Consider the following 16,226-nt stretch of genomic DNA (forward strand, 5'->3'; position numbering starts at 1 on the left):
ATACACAGGTATGAAGAAAAAGATGTGCTTATGGAGGTGATCACCAATGAAGATGAAGGAAAGCGATATAGAAACGATCATGTTTGCCCCATGCGGTATGAACTGCAAGGTTTGTTATAAGCATTGCTATCATAAAAAACCATGTGATGGCTGCCTGAAAAGTGATAGGGGTAAACCTGAACACTGCCGTAGGTGTAAAATCAAGGACTGTGTTAAAGCCAGAGACTTATCCTATTGCTACGCCTGTTCGGATTATCCCTGTAAGCTCATAAAAAATCTTGAGAAAAGCTATAAAAAAAGATATCAGGCTAGTCTCATGGAAAACAGTGAGATTGTAAAAAAACAGGGAGTAGAGGTATTTATGGAGCAGCAGAAAAAGAAATATACCTGTTCTACCTGCGGCGGCGTAATTTCCATTCATGATAAAGAGTGCAGTGAATGTCAGGAAAAGGCATTCACTACGGAAAAAGGGTAGGTATAGAAGCTGATGGTGGGAATATGATGTTTCATGAAATCTGCATATATAAGCAAAGGTGAATAAGCAGGAGGAAATCGAAGCGCTGATGAAGAAAGTGGCTGAATTTTATTTGAAGCGGGAGGGTGTCCTTGCTGTACACTACATAAAACCTACACCCCGGCAAAAGAATTTCAATGCGGTCAAGGAAGGGGACTTGCCGATCCGTCTTAAAAGGAATGTGGGAAAGGAACCTATGTCCTGTATTGGGAATTGGTGAATGAAGATGCGCATGCAAGTGTATCGAGGCTTGGACTGGAGAAATTTTATAAACGCTGGAATCGCTGTTTCATCACAATGCCTAAGATTATTTTGGGTGAGAATATTGTCTGACAGTTCTGCTTCCGTTGATCAATGAATGCTTGCGCCCTGTTTCTAAGCTTCGCAATGCTTGACAAGGGGTGTGTGCTATATAAAAAAGAGCCCGAAGCTTAACGGGTTCTTTTTGATGTTTAACAGCATCAGTATAGATCAATGGTTGCCTTACGCATGGCTGCACGCTCCAGGATACGAAACATCTGGTAGGTAGCGCCTGCATAGAACACCATACAAAGCACCTCCTGCAGCATCAGAAAAGTGATCAGCGTATTTTATGTTCCATGGATAAGCAGCTGCATTGCCTGCAGCCCATGTGGCAATGGCAGAACAGAGGCAAGCCATTGTAGGGGGAGTGTCACCACATAGAAAAAACAGCAGGGTGATAAATAAATTATATACAAAATTGATATCCGGCAGGATAATGCCAAAGGAGCCAAGCAAAAATCCGATGCTGATACAGGATGCACAACAGAGAATGATGCATACTATCATACCGCCCGTAAGGATGGAAAACGGCAGATCAAAGATTAGAAAACCGGTCACAATGATAATGCCGAAGGAAATCAGAGTAATCCAGCAATAGGAAAAAATGCGAGCATTCGCATTTTCTTATGGAATAGGTCTGCGCATACACACCCATTATGAATTGGAATTGCTTGCGGCTATTTATGAATCCAATGCAATATATTCTACTATATTGCAGGAATCAATGATCAACTGTATCAGGATTCATGATATGAGGATCAATGGAATTATGGGGCTCATGCATGGTATGCAGCCTTTGGGTGGCAGGACCCTTGATGATTTCTCCGGTATAGGAAAACCGTGATCCGTGACACGGGCAGTCCCAGGTCTTTTCATCTGCATTGAAGCGCAGTGTACAGCCAAGATGCGGGCAGAGGATATCAACGATATACAGCTCATCATTCTCATCACGATACACACCATAGCGGTGATCGTCCAGCTCCATAATGACTCCTTCTCCGATATGCGGATACGCCGTGGTGCTTTTTTGCAGCTTGCTTTTCAGAAAGGCGCCGACAACATTCAGATTCTCTTTGACAAACTGCAGCGAAAATATGCTGGAAAGACGCTGTGGAGAGAACATCATACGATAGGGGGAGCCGCGATGCAGTGCGTAGGAGCATAACAGCTTGCCTGCGATGCAGCTTGTGGTGTTGCCCCATTTGTTATAGCCGCTGGCAAACAATACGCAATCCTCATGCTTATCCAGCTTACCGATCAGAGGCAGCTGATCAAAGGTCATATAATCCTGTGAGCTCCATGCGGCACTGATTTCCTGCACGATGAAATCCTCACGCAATGTATTTTCAAATTCCTGCAGATTCATGGCCTTATCCTGTCCGCTTTTATAGGTGTTGCCGGCATACAGCAGAGTATCCCCGCATGTGTTGTAGGACTGTACACGTTCGTCTATGGACAGCATCATATCCTTTGGAAGTACATTCTTTACATGGGCACTGATGACGCTTTCCTGATCACAATACATACGCGTAAAGTAAAAGTGGCCCTGATCGATAAACGGAAACTGCGTCGCAAAGATTACAATATCCGCATGTATGCATGTACCGTTGACCATCAGACGATAGCCGTGCTCTTCCTCCTGCATGTCTGTGACAGGGGAATGCTCATAGATATCAATACCGCCCTCCTTTGCGATTTCGGCGAGCGCACAGCCGTAGGCATAGGGATCAAAGCGTGCCTGATACTGCATGCGCAGACCTGCCTCCATGGGAAACGGTGCGTCTGTTTTTTCTATATAGGTGCAGGGGATATGCAGATCCAGATAGGCCTGATATTCCTCCTGCAGCCTGGCTACCTGCACGGCATCACGGGTAAACAGCATAGAATCACAACGTTCAAAGCTGCATGCTATATGGTGCTCCTGAATAATTGCTTCTATGGAATTCAACGCTTCCTCATTTGCTTCATAATACTGCCGGGCAAGGATACGGTCATAATGCTCAATCAGATTTGCATACAGCAGGCCGTGCTGCATGGTCAGCTTTCCGGTATTTCTTCCGCTGGCACCAAAGCATAGAGAATCAGCTTCGAGAAGAATGGCATCCTCCTCTGCCTGTGCGAGATAATAGGCTGTTGTTATACCGGTAAGACCGCCGCCGATAATGGCGATATGGACATCCGTCTCCTTTTGTAAAGTCGGATAGTTCGTCGTTTTTATGTTTCGTTTCATCCAGAATGATTCTGTCATGTTCTTCACCTCTTCTACAGACTACCCAGAAACCGGCATTTCTTTCTCATAAAATAGAAAGACCTGCAGAAAACTTTGTCGAACGTTGGGTCTATCACTCCACAAGCATCATATACTTGAAGGAGGAGGAACAACATGATTACCATTCAAAATATAAAAGTAAATGTTACACGCGCAGGGAATAACGAGTCTGCCGTGGTACTGTTGCACGGATGGGGACAGAATCAATACATGATGAAGTTTCTGCAGGACCATCTCTGCGACACCTTTACGGTTATCAATCTGGATCTGCCGGGGTTTGGAGAGAGTGAGGAGCCGCCGCGTGTCTGGAGTGTAGACGATTACGTGGATTTTTTGCAGGAGCTGCTAGCCCATATGCAGATTACACGCGTAAGCTTTATCGCACATTCCTTTGGTGCACGCATTGCACTGCGCTATGCGTACCGTTATCCGGTAGAGAAAATGGTTCTGACCGGTGCTGCCGGCATTCAGGCAAAGCGCGGACTGGGCTATCATATCCGCGTGAAAACATATAAGCTGTTGAAAAAACTGCATGCTGCCCCTGCCATGGGAAGCAGTGATTATCAGAGTGCTTCAGCAATCATGAAGGGGGTTCTCGTTGCCAGTGTTGAGGATGATCTTTCGGGAATACTGAAGGATATATCCACGGAGACGCTGTTGGTCTGGGGAGAAAAGGATACGGCTACACCGCTGTGGATGGGTCGTGTCATGGAGGAGGAACTGCCAAATGCCGCCCTGGTTGTTCTGCCGAAGGAGGATCATTTTGCCTACTTCCACCTCAGTATACAGTTCTGCCGCATCGTGGATGCCTTTTTAAGACCATGATGCTGTTCTGTTTTCTGGCGGCGTATCTTTTTTTTCTTTATGTTCCTTTGAAGCAGTCTATGCATATGTTCCAGCAGAACCGTTACAACAAAGGGCGGTATCGGACATGGCTGGTGTCCTATATCCGCTTATCCTGGAAGCTGATTGTGAAAATACTGCTGACGCTGATGCTGAGCTATAGCCTTCTTTTGCTGCAGCCGACTTCCATGCAGGAGGTTCTGCTGCTGATGCTGGTTGCTATCTTTGCCTACATCAGCTGTAAAATGGAGGAGGAGCGCGTCTATCGCAAGCCGCTGGTGAAAACAGCGCGAATTCACCGCCTTGCGATCCTGCTGTATACGCTATACGGCATTTTGCTGTGCCTGCTGCATTGTTTCCTGTCTGCCGCAGCGCTCATTCTTGTGACACCGTTTCTTTTTCTGTCCGCATGGCTCATGGTGCTGCCTGCCGCATGGATTTCAGAGCCGCTGGAAATGGCGATTCGCAATCATTATGCAGCGGATGCTGCAAAGCTGTTAAGAAGCAACAGCGCGCTGTCCATCGTCGGCATCACCGGAAGCTATGGGAAAACGAGTGTGAAAACCATTCTGAATGAGCTCTTGTCAGATGTTTACTATACCCTGATGACGCCCGGCTCCTATAATAATCAGATGGGAATCACTCTCACCATACGCAATAAGCTGGAACGGCTGCATGAGGTGTTTTTATGTGAAATGGGAGCGGATCATGTGAAGGAAATTCATGATCTGATGCAGTTTGTAAAGCCGCAGTATGGTGTTGTGACCTCTGTCGGCGCACAGCATCTGGCAACGTTTGGCTCCATGGAAAATATACTCCATGAGAAAATGCAGATGATAGAATGTCTTCCTGCCGACGGTATCGGCTTCGTGAATCGGGACAATGCCTATATTCGTACCTACAGTATTCAAAACACCTGCCGAATCGTATGGTTCGGGATGAGCGAGGATGCGGATTATCGCTGCTGTGATATCCGTTACAGTGAGGAAGGCACGTCGTTTACAGTGATACAGGAGGGACAGTCTCACCGGTTTCACACAAAGCTTTTAGGAAAACACAATGTCGTGAACATCACCTGTGCCATCGCAGTTGCGCACACACTTGGTGTTTCCTGGGAAATAATGGCGTTAGCTGTCGAAAAGCTGCCCTATGTCGAGCATCGGCTGCAGGTACGGAAAAGCTTTTGCACCCTGCTGGATGACGCCTATAATTCCAATCCGGAAGGAGCGCGCTGTGCACTGGAGGTTTTAAAGCAGATGAAGCATCAGCGGTTTATCATCACACCCGGTTTTCTGGAGCTGGGAGAACAGCAGGAGGAAGAACAGTACAAGCTGGGTGAGGAGATTGCGGATAGTGTGGATACGGCGGTATTGGTAGGTGCTGTCCAGACGAAAAGCATCGCCGCAGGATTGGCGGACAGCGGATTTCCAAAAGAAAGGGTCCATGTTTGCGACAGCTTTCAGGAGGCACTGGCAATCGTACAAAAGCAGGCACAGCTGCAGGACTGCGTGCTGCTGGAAAACGATTTGCCGGATGCATTCAACCACTAGCAGCCCTACTCACATGAACACGTTTTAGGCATTCGCATACACTGATAATGTGTAAGGAAAGGAAGAATGCTATGAAACTTAAAATTGCCGTGGCATTTGGCGGCAGAAGTGTAGAACATGAAATCAGTGTCCTGTCGGCTCAGCAGGTAATGGCTGCTCTGGATGAGGAGCGCTATGAAATACTGCCGTTGTATATTGCCAAGGATGGCAGAATGTTTTGTGAGGAGGAATTACGGGAGCTGGAAACCTTTCAGCATATTGAAGAATTCATAGCGGATCATACCAGTGTAGCTCTGATTCGAAGAGATGCGCATACCTATTTGATTCCATCGCGTCGTAAATTATTTGCCAGGGATAAGGAGGTTGATCTGGTGTTCCCGGTTCTGCATGGAACCAACGGGGAAGACGGCACCTTTCAGGGATATCTGAAAACGATCGGAATACCCTATGTCGGCTGCAGTGTTCTGGCTGGGGCAATCGGGCAGGATAAGGTGATTATGAAGCAGGTATTGCAGGATAGCGGACTTTCGGTTGTACCGTGGTTTTTCTGGACATTGCATCAGCCGATGGAGCAGTCCTTTTTCAAAAAAGCACAGCGTCTTGGTTATCCGCTCATCATTAAGCCTGCGAATCTGGGCAGCAGTATCGGCATCGCCGTTGCCCACAATGATGTGGAGCTGCATAAAAGCATGATCGAGGCCTTTCAGTATGATCACAAGGTTGTGATTGAAAAGGTGATCGAACCGCTGCGGGAGATCAACGCCTCGGTATTGGGGGATGAGGACGGCTGTCGCTGCAGTACGCTGGAAGAAGTTGTCAAGCAGGATGAAATTCTGTCCTATGACAACAAGTACAGCGGCCAGGGAAAATCCAAGGGAATGCTCAGTACCAGCCGCAAGCTTCCGGCTGAGCTTAGTGATGAGCAGGCTGAGGAGGTTCGTACGATGGCGATGGATGCCTTCCATGCGCTGAATGCGGCAGGGGTCGTGCGGATTGATTTTCTGATGCATGCAGACAGCTCAGCTCTGTATGTGAATGAAATCAATACGATTCCAGGCTCCCTGTCCTTCTATTTGTGGGAAAAGGAAGGTCTTTCCTTCTCTGCCCTGCTGGATGAGCTGATTTCGCTTGCACTTCAGCGGGTACGCAGGGAACAGAAGATGATTTTCAGCTATGACACAAATATTCTGCGGGATTATAAGGGCAGAGGAAAACTGATGAAGTAGAAAAATGCGGACAGTGCTTCGCATCTTTTCTTTTGCAGGAAGACAGAACGCTGGAAGAAGGAGGAACGGTAAAGGACGCTGATGTATACTTTGAAGCATAGACAGAAAGAAATTTCTCTGCGGGATAAGCATAGGCAGTCACAAGATGTTGCATCCGCTTTTCATACAGGAACGATTCAGCGGGGAAAGGATTTTTTTCATAACAGCATGAACTTCACCGTTGTATTTACTGCAGAATACATACGGTACGGTTCACAGGGGATAGCGTTCAATCAGACAGCGCAAGGACTGCACTTGCAGGTGTGGAAAATCGGCTTTTTGTTTCATGAGAATCATGCGTAAGAAGAATTTGATATTTCATAATCAGTCCGGTATAAAAAAGAAGATGACGAGCATAAAGCATTGTCATCTTCGTATCATTCATTCATTTTCAGCTTTTCCGTTGCATATTCGTTCTTTACAGAGAAACAAGAAACACCTCATATGCAATCAAGGACTCCCTGCTTTCTTATTTGAATTTTGAAAGGATGTATGAATTTCAGCTTTCCGGCATAAGGGGGAGCGTACAGCTGCTTGGCATAAACACTGTAAACAGGGCTTCCTACGGTTTCTATCGTGCTATATCAAAGCATGAGCGGCTATGTGATGTCATTTGCGATGACCTTGCCACGATCACTGCTTTTGCGATAGGCATTCGGTGTCATCCCGCATGCTTTTTTAAAGACCTGTGAGAAATAAGACTGAGAGGAAAAGCCGCAGGAGTCGGAAATCTGTGCTATGGAATAATTTGTGGTTTCCAGCAGCTCCTTTGCCTGCTGTACACGCAGTCGGATGAGATAATTGATGGGGGAGACGCCCTTGTACTGCTTAAAGGCATGTACCAGATAAAATTTATTCATATAGGTTTTTTCACTTAACAGTTCCAGCGTGATATCCTCCTGATAATGATTGTTGATATACTGCTCCACAAAATGACATTCCTTGGTTATTTTCTGAGACGGCGCTACAATCAGGTTCGCCTTTGTCCTGCGTACCATGTTAATGATCAGCACCTCCAGCAGATTCTGACATACCGCCTCGTAATCATCATCCTGCTGCGCCATTTCCTGCACCAGTGTTTTCAGATAAAACAGAATCTCATGCTTGAATTCATAATAGTTGTGGACACTGTAGTCCTCATATTCCATATGGTTGGTAAAGCTGGTAAACTGCAGACCTTCAATACCGAGAACGATATATTCCAAAGGGGATTCATCCCTGCTCATTTCCGTATGCGGGACATTGGGATTGACAATGATCAAATCATCCGCCTTTACATCGAAAACATCATCATTTACAAGAAAGCTTCCCTTGCCGCTGGATACATAAAATAATTCCGTACAGTGATGGGCATGCGGCGTGCTGTGCCAGTCACCCTCATAACGACTTGTTGAAATATAGAGAAGGTGGAAGCTCATCTTATCCAGCTTGCGATTCTTCAACTGATATCTTTGTATACTCATCATATCACATCCTTATATCTGCTTTTATTATAATAGACACCGCTGTCGTTGACAAGAATTATATTTATTGGCAAAAAGTAAAAGTAGCCAATATCTCTAAAAAATGAAATACAATGCTTGTGTTTATCGAATAAATAAGAAATACCGGATTCGCTTTTTTAGATATCTTGCCTGTTTTTTTGCAGATCGACGTGTCCGGACGGTTTGACAAGCGCTTCATAAGCCCATAAAATGAAGCTAAAGATGATCAGGAGGAGTTTGACATGAATACGAAAAAGGGGCGCGTAACTGTGCCGAGTGATGTTGATGTAATTGAGGAAACCTTAAACATCATAGAACGATGGGGGGCGGATGCGATCCGGGACTGTGACGGCACCAGCATGCCCGAGCAGCTGCGTGAGCTGGATGTGAAGCAGTATGCGACCTATTATACGACGAGAAAGGATAATGCATGGGCAAGTGCAAATCCGCAGGAGATACAGCAGATGTATCTGATGAGCGATATGGTGACGGCAAGTGCACAGACCCTGACCATACCGTTGATGAAGCATTATTATAAGGAACAGCTGAAGGTCAATACACTGGATGATATAAAGCGGTGGTGGGAGGTGATCGACCGTACGAGCGGTGATGTGGTTGCAGAGGACAAGTGGGAATATGACGCGGAAAAGGAAGCGGTTGTCGTGTTGGAATGTGTGCCGTTTCATGCGTATACAGTAAGCTTTCTGGCATTTGTGATCTGGGATCCGGTGCATATGTACAATGCCCTGACCAATGAATGGAAGCATGAGGAGCATCAGATGACCTATGATGTACGGCAGCCAAAGACCCAGGCATATGTTCTGGATAAGCTGCGCCGCTGGATTGCTGAGCATCCGGAGGTGGATGTTATTCGCTTTACGACATTCTTTCATCAGTTTACGCTCATGTTCGATGAGCGGGCGCGTGAGAAATTTGTAGACTGGTTCGGTTACAGTGCCAGTGTGTCCCCCTATATTCTTGAACAGTTCGAGCAGGAGGTCGGATACCGGTTTCGTCCGGAGTATATCATCAATCAGGGATATCATAATTCCACCTTCTGTGTTCCTACGAAGGAATATCGTGATTTCATGGACTTCCAGATGCGTGAGGTTGCGAAGCTGGTGAAGAAATTTGTGGATATTACACATGAAGCCGGTAAGGAAGCGATGATGTTTCTGGGAGACCACTGGATTGGGACAGAGCCGTTTGGTCCTTACTTTCAGGAGCTTGGACTGGATGCCGTGGTAGGCTCTGTCGGGGATGGACGTACCTTGCGTCTGATTTCCGATATCAGAGGAGTGAAGTATACCGAGGGACGGTTTCTGCCGTATTTCTTCCCCGATGTATTTTATGAGGGCGGTGACCCTGTTCAGGAGGCGAAGGTAAACTGGGTGAGCGCAAGGCGTGCAATCCTTCGCTCACCACTGGACCGTATCGGATATGGCGGGTATTTGAAGCTAGCATTGAAATTTCCGGATTTTGTTGATTATATTGAAGAGGTATGCAATGAATTTCGTGAGCTGTACGAGCATGTACACTCTGCACAGCCGATGTGCATGCCGTTTAAGGTAACGATTCTAAACAGCTGGGGAGCACTTCGGGGCTGGGGAGCGGAAATGGTCGCTCATGCGCTGTGGTATAAGCAGATTTATTCCTATTCCGGTGTTCTGGAGGCTCTGAGCGGTATGCCGTTTGATGTGCAGTTTATCAGCTTTGACGATATACTGGAAAATCCGAAGGTACTGGATGATGCCGGTGTGATTATCAATGCAGGGGATGCCTATACAGCCTTCAGCGGCGGAGATTACTGGAAGGACGCACGCATTGTGAGCGCCCTACGCAAATTTGTATACGAGGGGGGCGGCTTTATCGGCGTCGGAGAACCGAGCGCAGCACAAAAGGAAGGTCATTTCTTCCAGCTGTATGATGTGCTGGGCGTGGATAAGGAAATTGGCTTTTCCCTGTCACAGGATAAATATAACTGGGAGGAACAGCCGCATTTCCTGAAGGAGGAGCTACCTGAAGCTTTACAGCTTGGAGAAGAAATACGCAATATCTATGCATTGCCGGATACGACGGTTTTGATCAATGAACATCAGAATATCCGTTTTGCGGCCAATACGTATGGGAAAGGGAAAAGTGTCTATCTGAGCGGGTTGCCATTCAGCTTTGAAAATGCACGTCTGCTGTATCGCTGCCTGTTCTATGCGGCAGGAAAAGAAACCGAAATGAAAAAATGGTACAGCGAAAACTGCAATGTGGAGGTCAATGTTTATCCGAATACAAACAGCTACTGTGTGGTGAACAATACGTATGAGGTGCAGGATACGCGGATTTATACGGACCATGATGTCTTTGATATCCGTTTACAGGCAAATGAAATTCGCTGGTTTTCCATCAGCGGGGAAGAATAAGAATTGTGCGGCATGAATGCCGCATTTTTCCATGCGGTAAATGGACGTAGGAGTGTACAGCGTATGAGATAGAATTTTCATGGTTTCAGTCCTTTCAGGCAGTATTATGAACTCATATCGTGGTTTTCGATACTGTAAAACAGCATTAAGAAATCAGCATATCCAAGTCTTTCAGGTTTGAGATTGAAAACACAGGGATTGGACAATCAGTAAGTAATTGCTTCATGTTCCTTTATACTGTCCTGCAGGGGATTCACAAGAGAAATGTGGTAGCCGATTTCAAGATATAAACGGCCTGCACAATTCTTACATAGAACAAATGTTACACTGCTTTTCCATATTAAAAAATAATTTTTGCTTTTCTGCAACCATTTTCTTTCTTCAGAGGTATTAAGGGTGAACAGAGAAAAAGAGGCAGTTCAAATAGAACTGACGGAGTGTTTTGCGGTATTTGCCGGAATGGACTCATTCTCTGATGATATCGCATTGCGTATTCGGGTACGAAAACGATGGAGATAAACGAAGCTGCTGTATTCGAAAGAAAAGCAATGGGTTCAGGACAGTATGAGGGAGGGTTTCATATGCTGAAGCTGTCAAAATGGAAGAAATGAAAAGGAGAGCTGTATGAAAATCAGAAATTACGGATTGGTGCTGCTGGCATGCGGCATGCTGTTTGCCGGCGGTTGTTCAAAAGAGAAAGCGAAGAAAAAAGCAGAAGACTTGAAGCTTGAAAATCTCACGATCGTACTGCATGATGAGAATATCACCATTTACCAGCCGCTGGGGGATCTTCTGGATACCTGGGAGCTGGATCAGGCGCCGGAGCATATCGAAGCGCTGGGACATGATATGGTATTTTTAACATATAAGGATAATGACCGGGAATCGATGATTCTCCGTGTCTTCAATCCGAAGGATGAAGAAATCAGTGTGAACGATGCGCTGATTCAGCATGTAGTCTTTTCAGACAGAAATACAGAAAATGTGAAGGAATACAAGCTTCCTCACAATTTTAAAATCGGAAGTACTACTGAGCAGGATGTAATCAAAGCACTGGGAACGCCTTATGAGTATAGGATTTCCAACGATGACAGCAATATGGATTATGTCACAGGTACCTCGTATGAAACCTCTGAGCTGGCAGAGTTTTCATTTGAAAAAGGAAAACTGAGCAAGGTTGCATTGTCAGGAAGTGAAAAACGCAAGGAAAAGAAAGAGAATATCAGCTTTGATACGGCTAAGGCAGTTGGGTATTCTGTATATGATATCCCCCTTGCGAAGGGAAGTGCTGCGGATGAATTTGCGAAGGGAAGCATACAGTTCGATGGTGTGAGCATAAACAAAACGACACCTGCGAAGGCACTTATAGAAAAAGGGTGGAAATCCAAATATCTGGATGAATATAATAAAAAAGAGACTACCATCAGTGCAGAAAAAAGTGATATGCGTATTGATTTGCGAGTGGATGGAACGATTTCTTCCACAGATCAGCTGACCGAAAAGCATGTGATTCAGGAAATATTTGCAGCGGATGAGTCTCTGGAAGCTTTGACATTCGCATCTGGTGTTAACGGTACATCAACACTTCAGGATGTGTATCAGATACTGGGAAAACCGATGAGTGTGCGGTATAGCAAAAACGGTGTTCGCGTTCGGTATAGGACAGAAAGCAATACTGCCGTTTCCATGTCCTTTAAGACCTCCGGAGCAATGGAATACTGCAGTGTGAAATTTGATTCCGAATGGGAATAGACGGTGCGACAGATAAAGGATTGAGCCGGGTGCTCTTTTCTTTTGCATTGTTTGTTGAGAAGTAACCTTTGACCTCGCATAAGTAGAAGCTTATCCTTTATGCTTGATACGTGTTGTCCGGAAAAATATGCAACGGTTTTTTCATACGGCGAAAGCCTGTGAAGGAAACAATTCGTATTCTGTTTTTTTGAATACTTTCTATGTGTCCGACAAGTATGCTCAACAGTACCAATTCATTTGTTTAAACATTTAATAAGTGCTTCAGATATGAAAAAGGAACATCTGAATGACCGTGTGGAGAACTCTGTCTGCTGGACTGTCATACGCTCAAAAAAAGGATTCTCGGCTGAGAATCCTCCTTTGTTAAGCCTCCATGGAATCAATGATGCTGTCAACCAGATTATCCATTTCAGATTTATTATTATCATTCAGGGCACTGATCATGGATACTTCAGAATTTAGAATACTCATCTGCTTCATCTGATTATCCAGGAAGTCCTTCATGAGGGAACCGGATTTCGGTGCCCAGGACCCGTTTTCAATGATTCCCACCGTACGCTTCTGCATATTGAGTGCCTTCATATGCATGAGGAAATCATGCATAACAGGATAGATTCCCAGGTTATAGGTTACCGAAGCCAGTACGATATGGCTGTATTTAAACGTATCACTGATCAGGTAGGATACATGGGTATTGGAAACATCATGCACCACAACATTTTTGACACCCTTTTCCACCAGCTTGGCAGCCAGTACCTGCGCGGCGGATTCCGTATTTCCATACATGGAGGCATAGGCAATCAGGACACCGGTTTCCTCCGGCTCATAACGGCTCCATTTGTCATATTTATCCAGCAGATAACCGAAATCATTTCTCCATACCGGTCCATGCAGCGGACAGATGACCTTGATATCAATGGTTCCCGCCTTTTTCAGCAGTGCCTGTACGTGCGGTCCGTATTTTCCTACGATATTGGTATAGTAACGGCGGGCATCATCCAGCCAGTCGCGGTCAAAATCAACCTCATCGTTAAACAGCTTGCCATCCAGTGCGCCAAAGCTTCCAAAGGCATCAGCGGAAAACAGAACGCCGTTTGTTACATCAAAGCTGACCATTGCTTCCGGCCAGTGCACCATCGGAGCCTCTACAAAGGTGATGGTGTGCTTACCGAAGCATCTGGTATCGCCTTCCTTGACCTCCTCTGTGCGCCCGTCAACGTTAAAGCCGAACTGATGCATCAGCAGGAAGCTTTTTTCGGTTGATATGATTTTCACCTTTGGATAGCGAAGAAGAATTTCCTCAATGCTGGCACCGTGATCAGGCTCCATATGATTGATTACCAGATAATCCAGGTCACGCCCGTTCAGAACATGCTCTACATTTTCCAGAAACTGACGGCAGGCATCCCAGTCCACCGTATCAAACAATACCGTTTTCTTATCCAGCAGCAAATAGGAATTATAGGATACGCCATTCGGAATCGGGTGAATATTTTCAAACAGGGCAAGACGGTGATCATTTCCTCCCACCCAGTACAGATCGTCAACTACTTTTCTTACACAGTACATACTACATCCTCCTTCTCTTTATTTAATCCAATGTCTCGATGAACTGATCCTTTGCTTCTCCGCATTCCGGACAGATCCATTCCTCAGGCAGCTTTTCAAACGGCGTACCCGGAGCAATATCATTTTCCGGATCTCCCAGCATCTGATCATATTCATAGCCGCAGCCATTGCAGACATGACGCATATAGGAAGGAGCTTCCTTTTTGATAAACGGACGTTTCATTTTCTTCATTGGCGGAGCCGGTTTCTTTTCTCCGGTATCCAGAGCCTTGCTTAACAGCGGCAGTATTTCCATAACATCACCGACAATCCCGTAGTCGGCATTTTTAAAGATCGGAGCATTGGCATTCGTATTGATGGCAACGATGGTGGTGGCATCCTTGATTCCCTTCAAATGCTGTCCCGCACCGGAGATACCGCATGCGATATACAGATTGCCGGTAAATTTCTGACCGGACATACCGACATAGCGGTTGATCGGTACATATTTCAGAGTTTCTGCGACTGGACGGGAGCTTCCGATTGCGGCCCCTGCACTTCTTGCCAGATCCTCAATCAGCTTCATGTTCTTCTTTTCGCCGATACCCTTGCCGGCTGATACCACACGCTCCGCATTCATAATCGGGGTATCCATCGGGATACCGACCGTGAAATCATAGCCATCCTTCTGTAAGGCTTCCACCAGGGCATTGACACGTTCCTGTGCATCGCCTTCCTTGAATATCTGTTTCTTACGTTCTCCTGTGATTGCACCTTTTTTCTTACGGACACCGCCGTCCTTTGGCGCTTTTCCTATGATATGAGAGGCAATAACGACCCTCTGAATTTCATTGGTTCCTTCATAGATGGTTGTGATTTTTGCATCACGATACGCACGTTCCACTTCCATACCCTTCAGATAACCGCTTCCGCCGAAGATCTGTAAGGCATCGTTGCAGATTTCCAGCGCAACATCACTTGCATACTGCTTCGCCATTGCGGATTCCATGCCATATGGTTCGTGGTGTTCCTTCAGCTCCGCAGAGGAGTAAATCAGCATTCTTGCACAACGCAGCTTGGTTGCCATATCGGCAAGCTTGAAGCTGATGACCTGCTGCTGTGCAATCGGTTTGCCGAACTGCACACGCTCCTTTGCGTATTCCAGCGCATTCTCATACGCACCCTGTGCGATTCCCAGTGCCTGTGCGGCGATACCGATACGACCGCCATCCAGTGTGGCCATTGCAATCTTAAAGCCCTGACCAAGCTTACCAAGCAGGTTTTCCTTAGGTACCTTTACATCATTGAAAATCAGCTCTGCTGTTGAGGATGAACGGATGCCCATCTTGTCGTAATGATCACCGAAGGTAAAGCCGTCCCAGCCCTTCTCTACGATAAATGCGGAGATTCCTCTGGTTCCCATTTCCGGATTTGTGGATGCAAAGACGACATACGTATCTGCCTTATCAGCATTTGTAATAAAGATCTTGCCACCGTTCAGAATGTAGTAATCACCCTCCAGAACAGCCGTTGTTTCGGTACCTGCCGCATCACTTCCGGCATTTACCTCCGTTAATCCAAATGCGCCGATTTTTTCACCGCTTGCCAGCGGTACCAGATATTTCTGCTTCTGTTCCTCGGTACCAAACGCAAAAATAGGGTAGCTTCCCAGTGAGACATGTGCGGACAGAATAACACCTGTACCACCGTCTACACGGGATAATTCTTCTACAGCAATGGCATAGCTGATTACATCCAGACCGGCCCCTCCATATTCCTTTGGATAGGGGATACCCATCAGACCCATCTTTCCAAACTTCGCAATCGCCTCACTCGGGAACTCATTTTCCTTATCGAGCATAAAGGCAATCGGTTTGATTTCGGTTTCCGCAAATTCCCGAACTGTCTTGCGGATTTCCTCCTGCTGCTGTGTCGTTGTAAATAGCATAGTTTACGTCCTCCTCACTTATCTCTATGATATTCCTTCTGCTTTCATGATTTTTCTTAATATGAGAATCATTTTAAGAATGTAAATCACTTTACACTCTGATAATATCATAGCGCTTACAATAAGTCTAAAGATATGCTCACAGAATTTTCCTTTTTTGGATTCGTTTTAAGAAGTACCTGAAAAACGGCGCCAGCGCTTTTGGAATTTCCTGAATTAGGTCCCACAGGTGTAAGATAAGCAGATGCTGGTGCGCAGATGATTTGTAACGTTCTGCGTAAGAGAATACGGCTTCATTTTCAAACAGGTATACCGGCTGTACACTCATTCAGCCTT

The 16,226-nt window shown here is 45.9% G+C and carries 12 protein-coding genes; 8 read left to right on the forward strand and 4 right to left on the reverse strand.

What is annotated here, in order from left to right; all coding sequences use genetic code 11:
- Positions 1–46 precede the first annotated feature (46 nt).
- Both ACESPQ_RS05045 and ACESPQ_RS05050 read left to right on the forward strand, forming a co-directional pair.
- Entirely contained in the window at positions 47–475 is a 429-nt protein-coding gene (locus ACESPQ_RS05045; RefSeq protein ID WP_009269572.1) for a DUF3795 domain-containing protein, read from the forward strand.
- A 670-nt stretch (positions 476–1,145) separates the two neighbouring features.
- Entirely contained in the window at positions 1,146–1,415 is a 270-nt protein-coding gene (locus ACESPQ_RS05050) for a hypothetical protein (RefSeq protein ID WP_175627931.1), read from the forward strand.
- Between the two features lie 123 nt (positions 1,416–1,538).
- On the opposite strand, the gene ACESPQ_RS05055 is transcribed toward ACESPQ_RS05050, so the two are convergent.
- Positions 1,539–3,065: an FAD-dependent oxidoreductase gene (locus tag ACESPQ_RS05055; protein ID WP_257377074.1), complete on the reverse strand. Its 1,527-nt coding sequence runs from the start codon at positions 3,063–3,065 to the stop codon at positions 1,539–1,541.
- Positions 3,066–3,200: 135 nt separating this feature from the next.
- Between ACESPQ_RS05055 and ACESPQ_RS05060 the strand changes: the two genes are divergently transcribed.
- From ACESPQ_RS05060 to ACESPQ_RS05070, 3 genes are all read left to right on the forward strand, one after another.
- Positions 3,201–3,911, forward strand: a complete 711-nt coding sequence (locus tag ACESPQ_RS05060) for an alpha/beta fold hydrolase (protein ID WP_257377073.1) — start codon at positions 3,201–3,203, stop codon at positions 3,909–3,911.
- 65 nt (positions 3,912–3,976) lie between these two features.
- Positions 3,977–5,479 (forward strand): UDP-N-acetylmuramoyl-tripeptide--D-alanyl-D-alanine ligase, encoded by a 1,503-nt coding sequence (murF, locus tag ACESPQ_RS05065; protein WP_233104390.1) that lies wholly within the window; start codon positions 3,977–3,979, stop codon positions 5,477–5,479.
- A gap of 71 nt (positions 5,480–5,550) precedes the next feature.
- Positions 5,551–6,705 carry a D-alanine--D-alanine ligase family protein gene (locus ACESPQ_RS05070; protein ID WP_257377072.1) on the forward strand — a complete coding sequence of 385 codons (1,155 nt, stop codon included), beginning with the start codon at positions 5,551–5,553 and terminating at the stop codon, positions 6,703–6,705.
- A 638-nt stretch (positions 6,706–7,343) separates the two neighbouring features.
- Here ACESPQ_RS05070 and ACESPQ_RS05075 read toward each other — a convergent pair.
- Positions 7,344–8,207, reverse strand: a complete 864-nt coding sequence (locus tag ACESPQ_RS05075; RefSeq protein ID WP_038274403.1) for an AraC family transcriptional regulator — start codon at positions 8,205–8,207, stop codon at positions 7,344–7,346.
- A gap of 263 nt (positions 8,208–8,470) precedes the next feature.
- On the opposite strand from ACESPQ_RS05075, the gene gnpA reads away from it, so the two are divergent.
- From gnpA to ACESPQ_RS05090, 3 genes are all read left to right on the forward strand, one after another.
- Positions 8,471–10,642 (forward strand): 1,3-beta-galactosyl-N-acetylhexosamine phosphorylase, encoded by a 2,172-nt coding sequence (gene gnpA, locus ACESPQ_RS05080; RefSeq protein ID WP_002608139.1) that lies wholly within the window; start codon positions 8,471–8,473, stop codon positions 10,640–10,642.
- Positions 10,643–11,038: 396 nt separating this feature from the next.
- Positions 11,039–11,161, forward strand: a complete 123-nt coding sequence (locus ACESPQ_RS05085; protein ID WP_257271209.1) for a hypothetical protein — start codon at positions 11,039–11,041, stop codon at positions 11,159–11,161.
- A 105-nt stretch (positions 11,162–11,266) separates the two neighbouring features.
- Complete coding sequence (locus tag ACESPQ_RS05090; protein ID WP_002608140.1) at positions 11,267–12,394, forward strand: hypothetical protein; 1,128 nt, start codon at positions 11,267–11,269, stop codon at positions 12,392–12,394.
- Between the two features lie 363 nt (positions 12,395–12,757).
- On the opposite strand, the gene ACESPQ_RS05095 is transcribed toward ACESPQ_RS05090, so the two are convergent.
- Together ACESPQ_RS05095 and ACESPQ_RS05100 are read right to left on the reverse strand one after the other, a co-directional pair.
- The gene (locus tag ACESPQ_RS05095) at positions 12,758–13,963 is read right to left on the reverse strand and encodes an FprA family A-type flavoprotein (RefSeq protein WP_002608141.1); all 1,206 of its coding nucleotides are present in this window, start codon (positions 13,961–13,963) and stop codon (positions 12,758–12,760) included.
- A 22-nt stretch (positions 13,964–13,985) separates the two neighbouring features.
- Positions 13,986–15,890: an acyl-CoA dehydrogenase family protein gene (locus ACESPQ_RS05100; protein ID WP_002608142.1), complete on the reverse strand. Its 1,905-nt coding sequence runs from the start codon at positions 15,888–15,890 to the stop codon at positions 13,986–13,988.
- Positions 15,891–16,226 lie beyond the last annotated feature (336 nt).

The organism is Clostridium sp. HGF2 (assembly GCF_964240115.1).
Taxonomy (GTDB): domain Bacteria; phylum Bacillota_I; class Bacilli_A; order Erysipelotrichales; family Erysipelotrichaceae; genus Clostridium_AQ; species Clostridium_AQ innocuum.